This is a genomic window from Deltaproteobacteria bacterium, assembly GCA_012522415.1.
Classification (GTDB): Bacteria; Desulfobacterota; Syntrophia; order Syntrophales; family JAAYKM01; genus JAAYKM01.
In genome coordinates this window covers 1-21,775 of sequence record JAAYKM010000020.1, presented here as the reverse complement: position 1 = coordinate 21,775, position 21,775 = coordinate 1, and the positions used below count along the sequence as shown (strand labels likewise).

Here is a 21,775-nt window from a genome sequence, read left to right as displayed (position 1 = left end):
CAAGCGTTTTTCTGCTGTTTCCCGTTGCTTCCATTAAAGTATCGGGGCTTTATCCCCCGTCTGCATGCTGGCGCTTTTCCCCATCAATCCCATCGGCGCTCCCATGATCTGGTTTTCAAACATACGCTAAAACTGCGTGAACACGTGAGCAAGGGGTGTTTCAGTCTTCGTCCCGTACCGGACAGTCAGCCAATCGGGTTTTTCTCCATGGGATCCGGGAGATGATCTAAAGGCAGATGCCTAATCCGCAGGCCAGTTGATCGAGCCACAAAAGGGGAATAAAGAGGTATCGGCCGCGTATTTTTTCCATGAAAGCCTCCCTCAGGAAGGAGAAATTGAGCAAAACCCCCCCTAGAAGTGATGCGGATGACAGTATGGCAAAGGGAGGCCAACAGATCGATAGTACGGCTGTTGGAACCGCCGAGGTCGTTGCCACGACAGCCCAGCTGAAGTCCGGGCTGACATTTGCCAGGGAGGGGCTGCGGATGACGGACGCCCAGCCTTTGATGGCTAGGGAATGACGCAGCCAGCCTCGGGCGCGTTGCAGGTCGTTTATCCACAAACGACGGAGGGTGAAATGCTTCAGGTGGGTGATTTCGAGGTGTCTGTCCAGAAGGATCGTTCCACCGATTTCAGCGATCCGACGGCCGAGATCAAGATCTTCGCCGCCGTGGCTGCATAAAAAATTTCCTAAAAAGCCCCCTGATTTGTTGAGCAGTGTTCTGGGGATGATGATCAGGCTGCTGTTCAGCCACCGCAAAGGTGGGGGAGATGCGAGTGTGCTGTGCCGTATCCAGAAATTCTTGTAGCGACTGACGGTGTTACCCAGGTGGTCCCCGCGGTCATAGACACCGAAGAGACAGGCATTTTCATCCTCCGGGAGGCGTTCGATCCCTCGCCGTAAGTCGTCGATACAGGTGACGATATCGGCGTCGATAAAGACCAGAATATTTCCGCGGGACAAAGCGACCCCCGTATTTCGGGCCTTAAGGCTGCTTCGGTGCCAGTTGGAGGGCACAACTCTGACACCCAGGGATTGCGCGATAGCGACGGTTTCATCGGTAGAATGATCATCGACAACCACAATATCCCAGTTGTCCGGCAAGGGCAGGAGCGGCTCCAGGACTTGACGCAAAGTCGCTTCCGCATTCCAGGCGGGAACAATGATGGAAACACTTTTTCGCGTGTTTTCTGATCCGGATTCATTTGTATGCAACAGCAGGACCTCAAAAGCGATTTATCATTTTAAATCGAATATTTTACAATATCGTAGAGAAGATTGTTAACGAGATAACCGGCGCCGATTCCCAGCCCGCCAAAGCAACAATGATGCATGCTCCACAGCATAGCGTATGCCACGATAAGAATCACGGGTACTTTCATTCGCGGTTTCAAATAACCCAGGGGCGCTAAGGCAAAGACCAGTGTCGAAAGAAAGAAAATGTAAATATGGACCCATCTCCCCCAATCAATGGCAAAAATGTACAAAGGCAGCATAAACAAGAAAGCCCCGATTGGAAAGGCGACGAAATATTTTTTCGGAATATTCACGTTCTGCATGAAGAAAAAAGGCAGAAGGGCTAAAACGAAGGCCGCTCCATAGGTAAACAGGTAAAACCGTTCGAAAATATGATTGACCACGCTCCGTGGTCCATGGGCGTAATGATCAAAAGCCAAGAGGCTTCCTTTCGTGCAGTATGATGGATTTATACCATTTGATATCAGTTGGTTACACATATCGGTTGTGTCGCGTCCCATGAAAACGAACATGCAGACCAGGGTAACTACAGTTGGGATAACAAAAAAAGCCATCAAAAGATACATCCGCCGTTCTTCTATAATCTGTAGATGAAAAAACAGAAACGTCAGGAGGAGAAAAAAAGGCAGCACAAAAACAGCCAGTTCATGGGAAAACAGGGCAAAGGCGTACATTGCCGGAACAAGCATGACGATATAGGATGAAAGTTTTCCTTTTAGCAGGCTCCAAATGTATAAAAGGAAAGGAATATAGACGAGGATTTCCTTCCGCAGGCCTGTCAAGGGATCGTAAAGCGGGAATAAGAGCAAAACCGGGGAAAAAAGGATCATCAATTCAACGGAAGAACGCTTAAAACTGCAAAAAATCAATAGAATCAAGAAATAGACAAGAAGCAGGAGGATGGATTGGATGGTCGCCACAGTCCATAGTAAATCCAAATTCATGTTTTTGCTGAGGAAGAGAGCAAATTCTCCGCAGGCGCCTCTCAAGGCGAATCCTGATGAATAATTGACTAACCAGTCACTCAGACACCAAGGATTACCCCCCCTGGACACCTCGGACAAATAATCATAAATCGTATAAGCAAACACCCCCGTCAACACTGCTACGGTGACAACTTTTGCAGGTGTTGTCAGTTGATCACTCTCGGGTACAGCGTGTCTTGGCGGGATAATTGATATCTGTTTCTTGTCCTTTTTTCTCACGGGTATAGCATCACTCCTTTTGGACGGTACAGCGAGTATGCGATTTTAAGCGACCAGACGATTTCCCATATCATTTATTATGATGAAACCTGAATGCCTCTCTTTCAGTCATATACTCAGCCTCTTGAATTTCCATTCGGGAATCAAACGAATCACCATCATGATCCATCGCCAGAGCGATTTCGTATAGAGAATGTCCCGGCCCCTTTGTTGCGCCTGAAAGATGTCCCGGGCCACCTTCTCCGGAGTGGCGGTTAATGATGACGGAAGTGCCATTCCCCGGGTCATTTTGGTATGCACATAGCCCGGTTTCACCGTCAATACATGGACTCCCGCGTCATGGAGACGGTTGCGTAGCCCGGAGAGGTAAGTTGATAAACCGGCCTTGGCGGACCCGTAACAATAGTTGCTCTTGCGGCCGCGGTCACCGGCCACCGAGCTGATGGCGACGATGAAACCCTGTCTCCGTGTTTCAAAATCATTGGCGATGATGTCGAGCAGACTGACAAGGCCGGTGAAGTTGGTGTGAATGATCCGCTGGGATTCAGCAAAATCGTACTGGGCCCGCTTTTGGTCGCCCAGATAACCGACGGCGCAGACAACGCCGGCGGGTTTTTCCGGAAGGGTCTCGTAGAATCCCGAATGGGACGGACAGTCCAGCACATCCAGGTCGAAGCAGCGGATATCCCGCCGATAGCGAATACGCAGATCCCGTGCAAAAGATGTCAATTCATCAGCATGCCGGGCGGCAAGATAGAGATCATAGCCGTTTTGGGCATATACGCGTCCTATTGCCTGTGCAATATCACTTTTCGCGCCGATAATCAGGACGGGATTCATTTACAGTGCCAGCCTTTCCGATTGCAGCGAATTGAACTTACCGACCATATTGTATCTTTGTCTCAATTCCCGGAATTTCCGGAGGTTCGGGTATCCCGGCTCAAAATGACCACGGGGAACACGACAGTCCTTGGTCAGATAGAAGCGCCCGCCATGATCGAGGACGACGCGGTCGAGTGCGTCCAGAAATCCGAAGAGGTCCGGTTCCATCTTGAAGTCGAGGGCCAGGGTGTACCCTTCCATGGGAAAGGAAAGCCAATTTGCGTTTCCTGGACCAAATCGTTTCAGCACCGCGAGGAAGGAGCCTTTGCCGGAGACGGCGATACGGGTGAGAATTCGTTCCAGTCCTCGCAAACTCTCCCCCAGAGGTAGAACGAATTGGTACTGGGTAAAACCGTTTTTCCCGTAGATGCGGTTCCATTGTGCAATGGCGTCCAGGGGATAAAAAAATTGTTCTAACGGAACCGAGCGGCGTGAAATTTTCCGGCGCGCTTTGGCGTAATATAAGGCGTTGAATGCCTTCACGGTCCAGTTGTTTAGGGTGAAGCCGGGGAAATGACAGGGTACGGAAAAACCGGTTCTGCCCTCGTATGCGAGAGCATTATCCGTGGCATGTTCACCTGTCATCATCAGGCATCTGCCTAGATTATCCCCCGTGGCCAGACAGTCGATCCAGGCCACGGAATATGGTGCGTCCCCGTATTGCTCAAAAGCATTGAAAGTGTCTGCCAGATTTTGGGTCTTGATGGTGACTTGCGCGATCGTCGAGGATGAGATGGCGCTCATTTTGATCCTGGCGGTGAGGATCAGGCCGGTCAATCCCATGCCGCCGCAGGTTGCCCGGAAAAGATCCGTATGGGCGAGGGGCGAGCAGGTCACGATGGCCCCGTTTGGCAGCATCAGTTCAAAATCAAGAATATGGTCACTGAATGACCCGGCGACATGGTGGTTTTTACCATGGACGTCGCTGGCAATGGCGCCGCCTACGGTGATGAATTTTGTGCCGGGCGTTACCGGAAGGAACCAGCCGCGGGGCACGAAAACGTCCAGGATGTCCGAGAGAAGCACACCGGCCTGACAGTGCAGAATCGCGTTGTTTTCGTCAAAGTCCAAAAAATAATTATACCGCCTGAAATCGATTAGATTGGGTCCAAGCGCGCTGTCACCGTAGCTTCTGCCGTTTCCGTAAGGGATAAGGTTTGCATGTTTGTCCAAAATGGCACGCAATTCTGCGGAATGTAAAAATTGATGCGCCGTACTTGGGCAGTTGGGATAGTTTCCCCAACTGCGGTAAGGGGCATCCGTTTTGCGAAACCGATTCATCGGTACATGATCCATGTGAAAAGGGAAATCCAGCCCAGAATCGTAATCTGAATGAAGCGATCTTTCATGGCGATTTGGGTTGGAGATCCGCTGTTATGTTCGACAAGGGAAATTTGAAGGTACCGGAGAACGCCAATGATAACGAAGATAACCGTTAAGTACAGATGTTCACTGTGCATTTTTTCGATTGCGTAGGGAGAGGTCGTGTAAAGAATATAGGACATGATGACGACTGAGGCCATAATGGTCATGGAACCGTCAAGGAAGCGGATGTTGTATCCGTCGATAACTTTCCGGGTTTTTTGCCCCGTGTTCAGGTAGAACAGAACATCGTCACGGCGTTTGGCCAAGGCCAGAAAGAGGGCGAGGAGAAACGTCAAGACAATGATCCACATGGACAGGGGAATATCCGTTGCCGCGCCACCCACCCAAAGGCGAAGGACAAATCCCATGGCGATGACCGTGATGTCCAGAATGGCGATACGTCGAAGATAAAAACTGTAGAAGACATTCAGTAAAGCATAAATGACGAGAATGCCGGCCGCGTGCCGGGAACATGCGGACATCAAGCCCACTCCCAGAATGAACAGCAAAAACATGGTTGCCAGGGCACTGCTTTTCTCCACGGTACCGGATGCCAGGGGGCGACTCCTTTTCTGGGGGTGACGGCGGTCTTCCTCAATGTCGCAATAATCATTCAGGATATAATTCCCACTGGCCGTAAGAGAAAACGCGACAAAAGCGATGGCGGCCTTGACCAGAAGCACCGAATCGGTGATTTGAAACGCGAAAAAAAGGGGGAGAAAGATGAAGAGATTTTTAATGTACTCGTGAGGACGTAATAATACAATGAAATGTTTCATTCCTCTCGTCCCGATCATTTAATTTTGGGCACATTTATGGTTACCCTGCAACACCTGAAAAAGTGGGCACATGTTTCTTCTGCTGGGGCATAACATATTTGAGTCTTGGTGACAATGATTCCTGAAGTATTTCGAGGCGCATGGAAGGGGCCGGGGATGGGTGAGCCTTCAACTCCCTTCATAAGGAAATATTCCCGCCAATATTTTCTCTATCCGGGGACAGGGGAGTTGGGGCTCAGGACCGCCCGCCCTCTTCCAAATTTTTGACAAAAATCGCCGATGAGGAGAAGAAAGAGAAGGTAAACAGACTGCAGAATGGTAAACTGGTGCCTCTTGACGGTTTTGATGAAAATATGAAATTTTTCCGTATAGGTCAAAGGACGAAACGACACGTAACGTTGATTGTGTCTGTTGCTCCACCCATAGGTGAATGTTTTTTGGTAAAATCTGAACACCCCGGTCATTTCCATGTGCCGGACACGCACATCGGGGGTGTAATGAATCAGGTTGCAACCATAGGCATCGACTGCTTGTCGTACGAAAATCGTGTCCGCCCCGCGAGACAGTTCCATGAAAGGGCCCAATTCTTCCAACAGGGGCTTCTTGACGGCCATGTTGTTGGTATACCCGAAGAAAAGATCCTTGTCATGGCTGGAAAGCATGTAGGCGTCTTTTACACGAACGTAACAGGACAAGAGAGTCAAGGACGTGGAGTGGACCGGAAATTCGCGGATTCCCAGAACAATGCCCACATGAGGTTGGAGCATGGCTTTGGAGATGTTCCGCAGCCAGTCAACGGCCGGTACGCAATCCGAGTCAGTGAAGGCGATAATGTCCCCCGTCGCTTCCGCGATACCGAGGTTCCGTGCCGCGTAGGAACCCTGCCTGCTTTGTGATAGAAGTCGAATACGGGGATAACGTTTGACGATCTCGGCGGATTGGTCCGGCGAATTATTGTTGACCATAATGATTTCGTAAAGATCGGAAGGAAAATCCTGGGTGAGAAGTGCCTGGATGCAATCCTCTATGTATTTCCCCGCCCGGTAGAAAGGGACAATGATCGAGATTTTCATGTGGTCTCTCTTGTCGACATGGACGAATCCACCATATGGTAACACCTCACAAGGTTGTGTGTATAATAGCATGCTTGTCAATGATAAGTGATGTGGCGTTCTCGGGCAAAAAAGCTCGACTTCGCCGTAACGCTTGATTTCCTTCCATGATAGAAGCGAACGGGCTTTATGATAGGGGGAATCGCATAAACCGGAAAAGGAAACACTTTTGGATGCAAGGGACCAAGGTACGGGTCCTGGAATCCCGGGCAATGACATGGGTGAATTTGTTCCCTCATACGTGAACCTCTACCAGGCAAAGGTATTGGAAACACGGACCTTGCGGGCTTTGGAAGTACTTTCCGCCTGCCGCCTGTGTCCCCGCCATTGTGGCGCAAACCGTCTATCGGAGGATGTGGGTGTCTGTCGCGTCGGCAGACAAGCCCGGGTTTCCAGTTTTCACAGCCATTTCGGGGAAGAATCTCCCCTGGTTGGGACCGGCGGTTCCGGGACAATCTTTTTCAGTTCCTGCAATCTTTTGTGCATTTTTTGTCAAAATTACGAAGTCAGCCATCTGATGGAAGGTGATCCCGTGGATAAACACGAACTCGCCGACATGATGATGTCGCTTCAAAGACGTGGTTGCCACAACGTCAACCTGGTCAGTCCGACCCACATGGTGCCCCAGATACTGGAGGCGCTGATTCCGGCTGTTGAACAAGGCCTGAACATTCCTCTGGTCTATAATTCGGGCGGCTATGACGAGGTGGAAACGCTTCGCATGCTGGATGGCGTTATCGATCTTTATATGCCCGATTTCAAATTCTGGGATAACCGGTGGGCGGAACGGTTCTGCCATGTCACGGATTATCGGGAAAGGGTCTGCGCGGCCATCCGGGAGATGCACCGTCAGGTGGGTGATCTTGTGATTGACCAGGATGGGATAGCGCGGAGGGGACTCCTTGTCCGGCATCTGGTCATGCCGGGTGGAATGGCCGGGACAGGGGATATTATGCGTTTTCTGGCGGAGGAGATATCCCCCCGTACCTATGTGAACATCATGGCCCAGTACCACCCGGCCGGCAAGGCAATGACGGATCCCTTGATTGCCCGGCGAATATCCCGGAAAGAATTCGGGCTTGCCGTGGACGCCGCACGGCATTCCGGTTTGCGACGTCTCGATGGTATGAGAGATTAGGGGATCGACAACCGCCTGCATGATTGGCAAATGAGACCAGCCCTGGAGCCCTGAATTGCGATGCCGCCTGATGAGGCGGGGTGACTGTAGATGGTCTCGGGCGTTGTCCTGAAGGCAAATGAAATCTGTGGTTTTTGCTTCTTGGCTTGACAGTCCGGATAAAATACCCTAGCTTACGAGTCTGATCCACAGGAAGGGTTGCAAGGTGCAATGGGGACGAAAAAAGAACGCAGATACACGGAAACAAGAATCAAAAAGATGAAAAAAGGCAAGCGTATGGCGATTTTGTATACTATAGGCATCGCCTTTTTCGGGTTTCTTGTTTTCTTCTTTGTTTCCATTTTCAATATGGTTTATCCCCCCGTGAGCGGAACGAATGGGTCGCCGGCCAAGAAGGAAAAGCTGGAGATGGTTCTCTATTTTTCTGATAGAAATGAACTCTTTTTCGTTCCGGAAAAACGCTTCATTGTAAAAGAAACGGACGTCAATGCCCAGGCCGTAAGGCTTGTAAGGGCCCTTATCGACGGCAGCAAGCTCGGGCATATCAGCACCTTTCCCGACAAGACGACCCTGAAAGGGATAAAGATCGGACACGATGCGATTGCGCAGGTTAACTTCAGCGAGGACTTGATCCGGAATCACCCCGGAGGAACAACCAGTGAGGTTGCCACGATTTATTCCTTAACCAATACTTTGGTCCGGAATATTCAAACCATTCGGGGTGTCAGGATTTTCGTGGAGGACAAGCCGATTGTCTCGATTAAAGGGCATGTCAGCACCGAGGAGGTCTTTTCCCCGGACAGGGATTTAATTGTTGAAGGGGCCAGAAATATCTAAACGCTGCTCCAGGAAGATACAGGAACCATGGCTCCCAAATCAAGACTCGCCAAAATCCGCAATATTGGCATTATTGCTCACATTGACGCCGGTAAAACCACCGTAACGGAAAGAATCCTCTACTATACGGGTAAATCTCATAAAATGGGTGAGGTTCATGACGGCGAGGCGATCATGGACTGGATGCCTCAGGAGCAGGAGCGAGGTATAACGATCATGTCAGCCGTGACCAGTTGCGGCTGGAATCAGCACGAGATTCATCTGATTGATACACCGGGACATGTCGATTTTACCATGGAGGTCGAGCGGAGCCTCCGTGTTCTGGATGGCGCTGTGGTGGTATTTTGTGCCGTCGGTGGTGTCGAACCACAGTCGGAAACAGTCTGGCACCAGGCAGATAAATACGATGTACCCAAAGTGGCCTTCATCAATAAAATGGACCGCATAGGGGCAGACTACTGGGGAGTCGTTGACATGATGCGGGAGCGGTTTCATTCCGTTCCTCTGCCCGTTCAAATCCCCCTGGGAACGGAAGATCGGTTCGAAGGCATTGTCGATCTCATCGAAAGAAAAGTCCTGCGCTGGAGCGACCGGGACCTGGGCGCTTCCTATGATGTATCGGATGTGCCGGAAGCGATGAGAGATGAAGTGGAACGCTATCGGGAGTCAATGATCGAAGCCTTGGCGGAGGTCGACGACGATATTGCGGACCGGTACCTTGAAGGATCGGAGATCAAGGAGGTGGAAATTGTCGAGGCGATCCGTAAGGGGACCCTGACCCTGAAAATCGTACCGGTTCTCTGCGGTACGGCCCTTCGCAACAAAGGCATTCAGCCTGTTCTTGACGCGGTGGTTCTTTACCTGCCTTCGCCGGAAGATGTGCCCCCGGTTAAGGGCCATCACCCTGCGACGGGCGAGGAGGAAAAACGGGCCAGTAGCGAAAAAGAACCCCTGGCCGCCCTGGCTTTCAAAGTGATGATGGACGAGGGGCGTAGACTGACTTTTATTCGCGTTTATGCCGGCGTTCTTCGGGTTACGGAGGAGGTCTATAATGCGACCAGGAAGAAAAAAGAAAAGCTTTCCCGTATTCTGAAGATGCACGCGAACAAGCGGGAACGCATCGATCAAGCCGTGGCAGGGGATATCATCGCGGTAATGGGATTGAAAGAGACCACTACGGGAGACACCCTGTGTGACGAGGGCCATCCGATCATCCTGGAAAAAATTGACTTCCATGAACCGGTTATCAGTCAGGCAATTGAAGCCAAGACCCCGGCGGATCAGGAAAAATTATCCGTCGCATTGACAAAACTGTTGGAGGAAGATCCGACTCTGCGGGTAAAGTACGATGATGATACAGCCCAGACAATCGTCTCCGGTATGGGGGAGTTGCATCTGAAGATTTTTCTCGACCGATTGACCCGTGAGTTCAACGCCCATGTTAATATTGGACGGCCTCGGGTGGTTTATCGCGAAACAATCCGGAAAACAATAGAGGTGGAAGGACGGTTCGATCGAGAACTGGGGGATAAGAAGCATTTTGGTCATGTACGCTTCCGTCTGGAACCATTGGAGCGGGGCCATGGGATTGAGATCGTCTGGAAGGTTGATCGGTTGGCTTTGCCTGATGAGTATCGCGAGATGATTGAAGCCGGGATCCGCGAGTCTGCCTCCAGCGGCATTCTCGGGGGCTATCCCGTTGTCGATGTCCTGGTGGAGGTGATCGGCGGATCGGTGCGGGAAGGTGAGTCAACGCCGATGGCTTACAAAATCGCGGCGGCTACAGCTTTTAAGGATGGCTGTGTCCAGGCGGATTCCGTGTTGCTCGAGCCCATCATGGCGGTGGATGTTGTGACCCCGGCGGAATTTATGGGTGATGTGATCGGCGATATCAACGCCCGTCACGGGGAGGTGCAATCCATCGCCCAGAAAGGTCACCTTAGCGAGATCCGTTGTCGTGTGCCCCTGAAATCTCTCTTTGGATATTCGACGGATTTACGGTCCGCCACTCAGGGACGGGCGGTATTTTCGATGCAATTTTTGACTTTCGACAGGGGCTGATGATGAACAAGACATGTTGAGCAAGCTCGTGGAGACAATCCGGTGGAAGACAAAAGACGACAGGATACCGTGACAATCGTTCCCATGCTGGACAAGGATAAGCTCCTCCAGAGCATTTTCCGAATCAACACCTTTGTAACGGAATCGAGAAGTCTGAACGATATTCTGAAGAAAATCCTGGATGAGGTGGTGGATACCCTGGGGTTCCGTATCGGTATAATCCGTCTGTTCGATGAATCCAGGCAATACCTTGAAACGCAGGTCGTGAAAAATTACAGTCCGGAAGAGGCTGAGCGGGCCTTCTCGGTGGCCATTGACGTCAGAAAGCACGATTGCGTGGCGGCAAAGGTAGCGACGACGGGTGAAGCCATGGCAATTGAGGATGCCACCTCGGATGATCGTATCACCGAAACGGACCGCATGCTGGCGAAAGTCTACAGCAAGGGGTCAATGATCTGCGCGCCGCTCAAAATCGGCGATGAAATTATCGGTACCATGGCTGCCTCCTGTCAGGAGACAACCAAATTCTATCCGGAAGAAATCAACCTGTTTCTGACCTTTGCCAACCAGATGGGCATCATTATCCATAATGCGCGACTTTTTGAGGCCAATGCCGAGAAAATCCGGCAGCTTATGATTCTGCAACACGCTGTTTCGGAGATGAATGCCCGACATTCACTGGATAACAACATCCTGAATATTTTAACCCGGAGCGGCCTGCACATCACCCGTTGTGAAAAGGCAATGGTCTATTGCCTGGAACTGGAGAAGGACCGCGGGCTTGTTACTTTTGGTGAGGATATCATCATCGACGAGAGCAAGACCTATGCATCGCAGGTGGAAAAAAGCATCATTAAATCAGCTCTGGACGCTAACACTATCATCACGCAGGAAAAATCCTCCCTGAATCGTGAGCCGATATTCCCGGGTTTTACATCCGAAATTGCCGTGCCGTTCGGCGTCAAAGATAAATTCCGGGGTGTTCTCTATCTGGCTCAAAAAAGCGGCGCCTGTTCTCCAGGCCAGATTCAGATGTTGGATATACTCACACAGGATGCGGCGACGTCTTACGATAACGCCATCATGCACGCCATGCTGTCCCTGAAAGCCCAGTCCCTTGAAACAGAAGTGGAAATTCTGAAAGAGAGAGAAAATATGCTCCTCGGCTTTCATAACATGATTGGGCAGTCGGAAAAAATGCTACAAGTTTTTTACATTATAGAAGAAATAGCAGGTCACGATACAAGCGTTCTGATCCAGGGCGCAAGCGGTACAGGTAAGGAATTGATTGCACGGGCACTTCACAAACAGAGCAAACGCAGTGACAAACGCTTCATCGATATCAATTGTGCGGCCATTCCGGGGACGCTGCTGGAGAGTGAGTTGTTCGGATATGAGGCGGGGGCCTTTACCGATGCGAAAAAAAGAAAAGCCGGATTGTTGGAAGTGGCCAGTGGCGGAACTTTGTTGCTCGACGAAATCGGCGAGATGAGTATCCACCTGCAGGCCAAGTTTTTACGCATGCTTGAAGATGGTTATATTCGAAGGCTTGGCGGGACGGATAATATTCCTATCGATATCCGCTTCCTTTTCTCGACAAACAGGGATTTGACGCAAATGGTTTCTGAAGGGACTTTCCGGGAGGACCTGTACTATCGTATCAGCGTTGTCCCGATTCGCATACCGCCACTGCGTGAGCGAGGAGAGGATATCCTTTTGTTGGCCCGGTTCTATGTCGATGAGTTCAACAAGAAATTTCAAAAACGGGTTCGGGGATTCAACAAGGATGCCGAGACCGTGTTGCTTTCCTATGCCTGGCCTGGTAATGTCCGGGAGCTGAAAAATCTGATGGAACGGGTCATGATCCTGCAGAATCCGAATTCCGTCATTACGCCCGGGAATCTGCCTTCTGAATTGCGGGCCAGTGCGGATCAGAGCAAGAGCAGAGATCTCTTTGCCCCGTTATCCCAGATTGATTGGTTTTCTCCCGATGAAACTGAGGTGTCGGATTATAATGCGGTGACGGAAAAAATCACCAACGACATCAAAGAAAAAATTATTTCTTGCGCCTTGAGTAAAACACGCGGAAACCAGACCCAAGCGGCCAAACTGCTGGGGATTTCCCGATATAAATTGATCCGCGAACAGAAGCGTCTTCAAAAAGCAGGAAACTGATCGCCCTCTTTCGAGGCGTGCTTAAAACGCACGCAGTGCGTTATGCGCACGCTTCCCATTGCCCTCCTTAATACCGCATCCTATACCAAGAGGCGTCTTTTTGTGTTCGCAGATCGCACTATTCTGTTGCGGGCGACGCGCACTGGCTTGGTTCCAAAGCGAACGATTCAGTCTGAACTCAAGGAATGTGTCGGGGATAAATAGTCCATAACCTATTGATATCATTTTTATATATTTGTTATCCCTCCGGGGACCCACAATAATATTCGAGGAACTTCTTCGGGTTGGCACTCATATTGCTTAATCAATAGGGAAAGATCAAGTGAAGTTGGATAATCTTTTGTCGCATTAGCGTAGAAGGCATGTAGAAACCGGGAAAGCCTCCTTATCCCCGGCATGAAGATGCTTGAGCGAATATAGCAGGTGGGCGGTTTAACTCTCCTTTCCGCCCACCACCCCCCCTTCACTTGGGAGCAACCTGAAAGGGAGCAACCCCAAAACCCTTTCAGTCCACATAAAGGTGGATGGTCTTTTGGTTCCCCCCTTTTGCCATCCACCTTCCTCTTTTCGCTGGCAACGCCTGACGGGGGACGGATCGTTCTGTCGGGCTATCTCTTCGATCACATTCGGCTGGACGGACGGGAGGCCTACTTCCCGCTGATCAGGCAGGTCCTCGAAGCCCCGTTTGAAATATGGCTCATGCCCATGAAGGGAGACAAAACGGGCAGAATCGTCATGAGAAAGCGGTTTATCCGGTTTTTTCAGGATGAAAAGAAACGCCATGTCATGCTGGCCGGTGAATATCAGGGAGGAACGTTCGTGGGGTACACGTTTTTCCGGGGAGACAAGGTAAGCTATTTTGCAGACCAGAGAAAGGGGCTTCTTTTGTATGGAAGATAGAGCCATCCGGCTCCTGGAAACCGTAGCGTTCCGCACCGGGACATCAGGAACCCAGGCCCGCCCCGGTGGATTGAACGCCAGTTTACTATAACAGACGGAAAAATCAAGAAAATTATGCGGATCAAGGTTGACATACAGGACAGGGCAGTCCGTGACGCTTTGGCGGAGCTGGCCCGGCGCGGCGCATCCGGTGCGTGTGGTGAAGCATCCCGGATCGGACATACCGGCCCGTCCCTTCCTGATGGTCCAGGACGAGGACTGGGAGGAGATCCGCCATATTGCGTTCAACTATCTAACGGGAAAGTGGTGAGGTGAACACATGTACGAATTCAAGGGTTTTGACGACTGGGTCCCGATTAAATTGTCTGCCCTCTTTATGCCCTGTGGCCCGCTCTATCACCGCATCATCAGATGTGAAAACGAAAATGGACGATGTCTCCATCCAGGATTGTGTAGTCCCTGCCCTCCACATGAACCCGGCCGCTCTCTTTAGCACCCTGCATACCGCCAAATTGGATGAAATCGTTGTAATGCACGATTTCCGCTCGAATGAATCCCCGTTCCATATCGGTATGAATTTTTCCGGCTGCCTGCGGGGCTTTTGTGCCCCGTGAAATGGTCCAGGCCCTCAGTTCCGTGCCAACGGTTGTGTAAAAGGTGATCAGGTCCAACAAGTCATAACCCGCGTGGATGAGTTTGGCCAAGCCCGATTCCGTGAGGCCCATGTTCTTCAGGAACTCGGGCTGTTCCTCAGGAGGCAGTTCGGCGATTTCCGCCTCCAGGTCGCCGCAGATGGAAATGACAGGATTTCCTTCCTCGGCCGCCTTTCGTTTCAGCCTCTGGAACATCTCCCCGCCCTTCCTAAGGATTTCCTCGCTGACATTGGCGACAATCAGCATCTTTTTGCCTGTGAGAAGGTGCAAACCCTTAAGATATTCATCATAATCTTCATGACCCGGAAGTGCGCGGGCGGGAACACCCTTCCCCAATCCTTCCCGGATTTGCCGGTATATTTCGAGGGATTTTTGCTTATCCTTGTCGCCCGTTTTTGCAAGTTTCTCCGATTTTTCGATCTGTTTTTCTATGGTTTCCATATCGGCAAGAATCAATTCCAACTGGACGATGTCAAGATCCCTCAGGGGGTCTATAGTGCCGTCGACATGGACCACATTGGGGTTGTTGAAACAGCGTATGATGTGCACAATCGCATCCACCTCACGGATGTGCCCGAGAAATTGGTTTCCGAGTCCTTCCCCGCGGCTTGCGCCCTTGACAAGGCCTGCGATATCCACAAATTCCATGGCTGTTGGCGTGATTTTTTCCGGCTTGACCAACGTTGCGATAGCCGTAAGTCGCGGATCCGGAACAAGGGCCATGCCGATATTGGGGGCAATAGTGCAGAAAGGGTAGTTGGCCACCTCCGCACCGGCCGCAGTCAGCGCATTAAAAATAGTTGATTTCCCAACGTTGGGCAGACCGATAATGCCGCATTTGAATCCCATGATCAGATCTCACTTTTTCATAATTGGGGTGTCCAGAAGCTCCTCTTCTTCCCATCTCCGCAGGGTTTGCACGCCCTGAATCCGTTTTCTAACATATCCCACGATAAAAATGATCGAAGCGGCAAACCATAGGGTCGTTGCACTCGTTACGATAGGCAACCAGGACACGCGCATTTTCAGGTACGCAAACCATTGGTCCTCGAGATCCGCCAGGGAGAGCCCTGTCGCCCGGCGGAGGGCGCCTTCACTGTCTCCGTGACGGCTGTAATCCAGAATGAAGTGATGAAAAGCCTCCCGCCCCATACGATTGATCAGGAAGGAGATGAACATGAAACTTTCCGCGTAAGCCAGTTGCGCAGCGTCTTTTTCAAAAGGAAAGCCGGATGTCAATTGCCGCAAAGGGATCAGGGTTCCCGTGAGAACGTTTCGAGTGAGAATCGCTGTCCGGGAGAAGCTCCATTCCCTGGCGTGGTACATGGCGAGACCCTCCGTCAACCACAGGGGAATTGTCTTCCCCGGAAGGGCTTGTCCCAAAGCGATGTGGCTGAATTCATGAGCGAATGTTTTAATCATGTCGGGGTGTCCGGCCCGGACGGAGAAAGGGGAGCGCAGGATGATCAGATTGCGCTCCGGGTAGGCAACGCCCACTGCCCACAGGGGTATTTTGGCTTCCGTCGGTTGCAGTTTGCTAAATGATTCTATGGTTGGTGCAATGATGATGTTTGTTTTATCCGTGAAATCTTTACCCGTGCTGCCAATGATATCCGCCCGTATTCCTTCAATCACTCCGATCAGGTTCTCAGCGATTTTTTTGTCCTGATCCGTGAATGTCAGGATGAAGTGATCCGTGTGCCGGTCCATAAAGGTTTCTCCCCGGGCATCGGCGCAAAGGATGCCTTCCACCAGGAGGAACAGTACAAAACAAACGATCCGGCAAATCCCGTAAACACCTGGAGGCATTCGACAATGATGACGCGCCACGGTCAAAGAGGTGAAGCACCATTTGCGGGCCGTTTGTTTTTCGGGGAATATGTCATCAAATTTTAGGATACCATACATGCTTATGACCTTGCCGTGGACCCAGAAAAGGAAAAGAGCGGAAAATAAGCACTTTCAGGGGTACCCCACGGGGCAACCAGGGTGATGTCCGGGAGGGGACTGCCGATTCTGAGAATTCCCGACCCAAACGATTCCGATGCACGTATCAGGGGAAAGAGCGGGCTTGCCGAGAGCCCTTTCTCTTTTTATCCAGCCTCTCCCCCTACATAAATATACCCGGTAAAAATCCATACGAGCTGTCTAGTGGCGGGACATAAGATGCTGGACGGCTTTGTCCAGACCATCGAGGCTTAATTCATACATGGGAAAGATCTGTTCGATGATTCCGATCGTCCAGGTGTAATGCCATTCCTCCTCCGCCTGCGGATTGAGCCAAACAGCGTGGCGGAAGACGGACGTCAAGAACCTCAAGCGGTCGATACTGGGTATCGTTTCTCGTTGATCGAAATAGATGGCGCCATTTTTGTGCATGAGCTCGGATGGGGCCATGCTGGCGTCTCCGACGATAATCAGCCGTGTTTCCGGGTCCTTACGGATAAATTCGTCGATCGGTTCCGGTTTATACCGCCGATACGGGTCCCCCCAGACATAGGTGTAGATCGAGTTGTGAAAATAGTAAATCTTCAAATCCTTGAATTGGGAGCGGGCGTAGTTGAACAGGGTTTGAACGATATCAACGTAAGGTTCCATGGACCAGCCGCCGTTATCGATCATGAGGATAATTTTCAGACGGTCCGTGAGACGCCGGTCAAAGACAATTTCCACTTCTCCGGCGTTTCGCATGGTTTCGTAGATCGTCTTCTCCACATTGACCACATCCTTGGGTCCGTGAGGCACCATGCGCCGGAGACGCTTCAGAGCCTCCCCCATCTGGGCCTCCGTAATGGGTCCGCTTAGGGAATAGTCCCGGAAGCGCCGTTCCATGGCCACCTTGATGGCGGATTTGTTCCGGGAAACGCCACCCACCCGCATACCGCCGGGGTGATAACCCGAGTGTCCCACCGGCGAGGTACCCCCGGTGCCGATCCACCTGTTGCCTCCATGATGTTCTTCCGTTTGGTCCTTCAGACGGTCCATGAAGTACTGGAGAAGTGCTTCCGGTGACATTTTCTTCAGTCTGTTTTCTTCGATTCCCAGGGCCGCGGCAATGTCTCCCGGGTTTTTCAGCCATTCCTCCAGGAGTGCCCGGGCCACCTCCTCCAGTTCAACTTCCTCGGGATCAATCAACGGCACCCCCCTGAAGTGGTGGGCGAAGATCTGGTCGTATAGATCGAAGTAGCGTTCACTTTTAATGAGAATAGCGCGGGCTGCGGTATAGAAGTCTTCAATAGAGGTTATAAGGCCCAGACGCATGGCCCTCTGCAGGCGCAAAAATGACGTCGGAGTAATGGGGATGCCTTTCTCCCGAAGCGTATAGAAAAACTGGATGAACACAGGCGATCTCCTAGAAACGCATCCGATTCAATGCCTGGGAGACAACGTTTAGATCACCGCTTTTTTTAAACAAGACGCCCAGATAGGGGAGCCCCTTAGCCAGGGATTTTGGTTTGAAGTCGGGGTCGGTCTTGAGGGCCCGGATCCAGTTGATCAGCTCCCGGGTCGCCGGTTTTTTTTCCAGCCCCCGGATATCACGTAAACGGTAGAAGGATTCAATGCAGGCATTCAGGACTGCCGTGCTCTGGTCTGGGAAATGAACCGCCAGAATACGGCGCATCATGTCGGCGTCCGGAAAAGCGATGTGATGAAAATTGCATCGTCCCAGGAATGGATCCGACAGGTCCTTCTTGGCGTTTGATGTGATGACGATTACAGGGCGGTGTTTAGCCCGGATCGTCTTATCGATTTCGATGATATCGAACTGCATCTGATCGAGAACGTCCAGCATATCATCCTGAAAGTCCGTATCGGCTTTGTCGATTTCGTCGATCAAAAGGACGGTTTTTGTATCAGCCGTGAAGGCCTGGCCGATTTTCCCCATCTTGATGTAGGCCTCGATATGACTCACGTCCCGCTTGGAATCACCGAACCGGCTGTCGTTCAACCGGGTCAGCGTATCGTACTGATAGAGAGCCTCCAGCAGTTTCATGCTTGATTTCACGTTGAGGATAAGAAGGGGCATTTTCAGGCTTTCCGCAATGGCGTGAGCCAGCATGGTTTTGCCTGTGCCGGGTTCACCCTTCAAAAGCAGGGGCATTTCGAGGGCCATGGAAATGTTTACAATCTGGGCCAGTTCATCGTCGAGTATATATTTTGCTGCACCGCCGAACCGGGCATTCTGTCTTTCCTGAAACATGATGACTCCTTGCTGATATTGTATTCGAGGGATCTCTCCGGTTCCTTCGTCGTTCCGAGTGCGATATGGAGCAGATTATCGGGCGGGTCGTCCGCTTGACGAAACGGCCGGTGCCTTTGGGTAACAAAAAAAACCAAAAATATCCACCATTTTTATCCGATTGCCTGATAAGGGATGCCTGGATGGTCACTAAAAAGGGGATGGAATGGTCCCGTCTTTTTATACCAAGCGCCGCTCCGTTTCCTCCTTGAGGCGTATCAGGGCATCAGATATCCTGACCGGATAAAAGCCCGTTCCGGTCAGCTGACAAAGTGTCGGAGGCAGACCCGCCCGCTGTTTGGCCGTGTAGCTCGCCAGTTCCGGGAGGCTCTGCCGATTCCGGAGTCTTTTCCCCTTGTCCATGACCTTCATGATAAGAGGTACGCCGACGGGAGATTCGTCCTCCAGAGCGATAATATCCCCTGACATCCGGTTGTTCCGCATTGTTCGGTAAACCTGCTTGCGTCCCGGGTATGTGATTTTACCGCTGGATTTCTTCAAGCGGGGCACCCCGGCGTATTCCATCAGTTTGTAAGCGCATTCTAGGTAGGGAACGTCGTCGGATGTGTCGAGTCTTGTACCGATACCGAAGCCGTCTATCGGGGCACCCTGGGCGAGCAGATCCGCTACGGCGAACTCATCCAGGTTCCCACTTGCAAAAATATGAATATCGGGAAAACCGGAACTATCCAGGATGACCCGGACCGCCTTGGATAATGACAGCAAATCGCCGCTGTCAAGCCGGACCGCCTGGACACGAATATGCCGTTCCGCCAGCTTTGCTGCCACCTTGGCCGCGATTCGGGCCCCCTTCAGGGTATCGTATGTGTCGATCAGCAGGGTTACATTGGCCGGATTGGCCAGGGCAAAATTGAAAAAAGCCGTCTCTTCGTCGGCATGGACTTCGACATAAGAATGAGCCATGGTACCGAAAAGGGGAATGCCGTAACTCAGGTCGGCCGGAACCGTCGCCGTGCCGATAAAGCCGGCCAGGCAGCTTGCACGAGCCGCAAGGAGACCCGCTTCAGCGCCATGAGCCCGGCGCAGGCCAAAATCGACCAGTGATGCGCGTCCCCGGGCGGCGATCACGCAACGGGCGGCTTTTGAGGCGATCAATGTTTCAAAGTGCAGAAAATTGATCAGGCGCGTTTCGACCAGCTGCGCTACCGGTAGGGGTGCCGTAACACGGATCAAGGGTTCCTTGGGGAAAAAAATGGTGCCTTCCGGCAGGGCATGCACATCTCCTTGGAAACGGAGTGTTTTCAGGTAATCGAGGAGGGCGGAAGAAAAACGTTTTGTCCTTTCCAGGTAAAGAATCTCCTCGTCCGAAAAGGCCATGTTCTCCAGAAAGGCAAGACAGGATTCCAGCCCTGCCGCCACCAAAAAGGAACGGTTTTTCGGCATTTGTCTGACGTAAAATTCAAAGACGGCCTCATCGAATAATTCTTCCTCAACGTAACCCTGAAGCATGGTCAGTTGGTAAAGATCGGTTAAAAGCGGGCTCGTCAGGATGTCCATGTCACCCCTCAACCTGGTCGGTTTCTACCATTTCGGCACCTCGGGCAGCCATATCGGTCAACGCTTGTTCAGCGCCGTTTGCGTGGACGGCATACACGGCGTCGGTCAGGACGATGACGGCATGACCTGCCCGGCGCAGGTCCCGTACCGTATTCAGAACACAGTAATCCGTCGCCAGACCGCATACCCAGACCCGCGTTGTGTTCATTTGTTCCAGCCAGACCCGAAGGGACAGCCCCTCATCGTTTTTCGCCTGGAAAGCCGAGTATTCTTCATGTTCTCTGTGGGTTGCCTTGGAAAAGACCATGACCGCGCCCGGTTTCGACAACTCCGGCGGAAAATCCGCGTCAGCCGTTCCGGCAATGCCGTGAGCGGGCCAGGGACCACCCTGTTGTTCAAAGGAACTGTGGTCGGGCGGATGCCAGTCCCGCGAGAAGGCGACCGGCAGATTCCGTTCATTGAAAAGGCGAATCATCCGGTTCACCTGCGCGATGATCCGGTCACTGCCAGCGATACCGAGTGATCCCCCGGGCAGAAAGCAGTTCTGCACATCTACCACGACGAGGGCATCGCCGTTCTGAAGACGATAGCGTTTTTTCATGTGTGTTTCCTTGAAACGAGCAATTCCATGGCCCTATCATAAGGGGGAAAGACTCATCCTATCAAGTAGAATCTGTATTGTGACCGGTATGGTTACCGTGTTTCGGGTTCATTTTATACAGGGTTCGCGTTTGTTTTCATGCATACACTCGGCAGACGGTTCAGCAGATCCGGGAACGATGCCCGATCATTTTCCCAAGTATAGGGGAACAGATCGACATTCAATTTGGAAAAGCGATTCCACGCATCCGCTTCCGGTAAGCGGGGAACGGCCAGTCCGAGCAGGGTTTTCCGCGAAATGTTCAGGCTCTGGAGCAGCAGTTGGGTGACCCCTTCCTGAAGGCTGGAAGGGGAGACATCCGTTAAAACATGAAAGATCACCCGGATACGTCCCTGATCATCCACCAGAAACAGGTCTCGGAAGGGGTCGTTGCCGACTCGGAACCCGCCCGTTTTCAATTCCCTGCAGAGATCCTTGACAATCACACCTTGATCGCACATGCCCGCCATGTCCCGAAAGAAATCCGCTTGTCGGCGTCCCGTCCATTCTTCACGAAACGATACGTCCGGGAAAAGCAGTGTGGTTTGGGATGAAGGGGCATTTGTCTCATTTTTGATACGTTCGACCTTGTAAACGAAATGGGCGAGGTGACGCGGGAAGCGGTCCGATTTGAGGAGCCCGATGACGGCGACGACGGTTTCCTGGCCTCCATCATCCATCATTGCCCAGACGCCCCGGTAATGGGTATCGAAAAGAGATTTTCCAATACCTTTACGTCCTCCGCCGATCCGGCCCCGGTGGACAACAAAAACCTGGCCCCGGTGATCCCGGGCAAAGGCGCCTCCCGTGCGTCGGTCAATGCCGCCGGTGGGAAAATTGATTTCACAGGATGCGGCGAGGAGACCTCCCGGTTTGGGTTTCCCTGAGCCAAAGGCATGGAAGAATCGGTCGTCTCCCTTTTCACAAACCATCCAGATGCCAAGATTCTCCGACCAGTGGATTCGGGCGGCACGGCTCGCGCCCGTGTGTCACAGGCGGACTGAGAATTTTT

The 21,775-nt window shown here is 51.8% G+C and carries 19 protein-coding genes; 6 read left to right on the top strand and 13 right to left on the bottom strand.

Annotated elements, in window-relative coordinates; translation table 11 throughout:
- Positions 1-226: 226 nt before the first annotated feature.
- The 6 genes from GX147_01475 to GX147_01450 all read right to left on the bottom strand — a co-directional run bounded on the left by GX147_01475 (position 227) and on the right by GX147_01450 (position 6,562).
- On the bottom strand, positions 227-1,216 hold the full coding sequence (locus GX147_01475) for a glycosyltransferase (protein NLN59380.1): 990 nt from the start codon (positions 1,214-1,216) through the stop codon (positions 227-229).
- Between the two features lie 29 nt (positions 1,217-1,245).
- The gene (locus GX147_01470; GenBank protein NLN59379.1) at positions 1,246-2,463 is read right to left on the bottom strand and encodes a hypothetical protein; all 1,218 of its coding nucleotides are present in this window, start codon (positions 2,461-2,463) and stop codon (positions 1,246-1,248) included.
- A 108-nt stretch (positions 2,464-2,571) separates the two neighbouring features.
- Complete coding sequence (locus GX147_01465; GenBank protein NLN59378.1) at positions 2,572-3,303, bottom strand: SDR family oxidoreductase; 732 nt, start codon at positions 3,301-3,303, stop codon at positions 2,572-2,574.
- Complete coding sequence (locus GX147_01460) at positions 3,304-4,626, bottom strand: FAD-binding oxidoreductase (protein NLN59377.1); 1,323 nt, start codon at positions 4,624-4,626, stop codon at positions 3,304-3,306. It lies immediately after the preceding gene.
- On the bottom strand, positions 4,623-5,489 hold the full coding sequence (locus GX147_01455) for a UbiA prenyltransferase family protein (protein NLN59376.1): 867 nt from the start codon (positions 5,487-5,489) through the stop codon (positions 4,623-4,625). Before GX147_01455 ends, GX147_01460 begins: the two co-directional genes overlap by 4 nt.
- Before the next feature lie 209 nt (positions 5,490-5,698).
- The gene (locus tag GX147_01450) at positions 5,699-6,562 is read right to left on the bottom strand and encodes a glycosyltransferase (GenBank protein ID NLN59375.1); all 864 of its coding nucleotides are present in this window, start codon (positions 6,560-6,562) and stop codon (positions 5,699-5,701) included.
- A gap of 256 nt (positions 6,563-6,818) precedes the next feature.
- Here GX147_01450 and GX147_01445 point away from each other — a divergent pair, with 256 nt between their 5' ends.
- From GX147_01445 to GX147_01420, 6 genes are all read left to right on the top strand, one after another.
- Positions 6,819-7,739: a radical SAM protein gene (locus GX147_01445; protein ID NLN59374.1), complete on the top strand. Its 921-nt coding sequence runs from the start codon at positions 6,819-6,821 to the stop codon at positions 7,737-7,739.
- Positions 7,740-7,949: 210 nt separating this feature from the next.
- Positions 7,950-8,576, top strand: coding sequence for a GerMN domain-containing protein (locus GX147_01440; protein NLN59373.1), 627 nt, complete (start codon positions 7,950-7,952; stop codon positions 8,574-8,576).
- A 27-nt stretch (positions 8,577-8,603) separates the two neighbouring features.
- Positions 8,604-10,637, top strand: coding sequence for an elongation factor G (gene fusA / locus GX147_01435; protein ID NLN59372.1), 2,034 nt, complete (start codon positions 8,604-8,606; stop codon positions 10,635-10,637).
- Between the two features lie 42 nt (positions 10,638-10,679).
- The gene (locus GX147_01430; GenBank protein ID NLN59371.1) at positions 10,680-12,812 is read left to right on the top strand and encodes a sigma 54-interacting transcriptional regulator; all 2,133 of its coding nucleotides are present in this window, start codon (positions 10,680-10,682) and stop codon (positions 12,810-12,812) included.
- Between the two features lie 546 nt (positions 12,813-13,358).
- Positions 13,359-13,712 (top strand): hypothetical protein, encoded by a 354-nt coding sequence (locus GX147_01425; protein ID NLN59370.1) that lies wholly within the window; start codon positions 13,359-13,361, stop codon positions 13,710-13,712.
- Positions 13,713-13,863: 151 nt separating this feature from the next.
- Complete coding sequence (locus GX147_01420) at positions 13,864-14,022, top strand: hypothetical protein (protein NLN59369.1); 159 nt, start codon at positions 13,864-13,866, stop codon at positions 14,020-14,022.
- Positions 14,023-14,119: 97 nt separating this feature from the next.
- Here the strand turns inward: GX147_01420 and ychF are convergent, their stop codons facing one another.
- From ychF to GX147_01385, 7 genes are all read right to left on the bottom strand, one after another.
- The gene (ychF, locus tag GX147_01415) at positions 14,120-15,214 is read right to left on the bottom strand and encodes a redox-regulated ATPase YchF (protein ID NLN59368.1); all 1,095 of its coding nucleotides are present in this window, start codon (positions 15,212-15,214) and stop codon (positions 14,120-14,122) included.
- A 9-nt stretch (positions 15,215-15,223) separates the two neighbouring features.
- Positions 15,224-16,075: a hypothetical protein gene (locus GX147_01410; GenBank protein NLN59367.1), complete on the bottom strand. Its 852-nt coding sequence runs from the start codon at positions 16,073-16,075 to the stop codon at positions 15,224-15,226.
- 438 nt (positions 16,076-16,513) lie between these two features.
- On the bottom strand, positions 16,514-17,707 hold the full coding sequence (locus GX147_01405) for a hypothetical protein (protein ID NLN59366.1): 1,194 nt from the start codon (positions 17,705-17,707) through the stop codon (positions 16,514-16,516).
- A 10-nt stretch (positions 17,708-17,717) separates the two neighbouring features.
- Positions 17,718-18,566 carry a MoxR family ATPase gene (locus GX147_01400; protein NLN59365.1) on the bottom strand — a complete coding sequence of 283 codons (849 nt, stop codon included), beginning with the start codon at positions 18,564-18,566 and terminating at the stop codon, positions 17,718-17,720.
- A 219-nt stretch (positions 18,567-18,785) separates the two neighbouring features.
- Positions 18,786-20,123 (bottom strand): nicotinate phosphoribosyltransferase, encoded by a 1,338-nt coding sequence (locus tag GX147_01395; protein NLN59364.1) that lies wholly within the window; start codon positions 20,121-20,123, stop codon positions 18,786-18,788.
- 1 nt (position 20,124) lies between these two features.
- Positions 20,125-20,724 (bottom strand): isochorismatase family protein, encoded by a 600-nt coding sequence (locus GX147_01390; GenBank protein NLN59363.1) that lies wholly within the window; start codon positions 20,722-20,724, stop codon positions 20,125-20,127.
- Between the two features lie 113 nt (positions 20,725-20,837).
- Positions 20,838-21,695, bottom strand: a complete 858-nt coding sequence (locus GX147_01385; protein NLN59362.1) for a hypothetical protein — start codon at positions 21,693-21,695, stop codon at positions 20,838-20,840.
- Positions 21,696-21,775 lie beyond the last annotated feature (80 nt).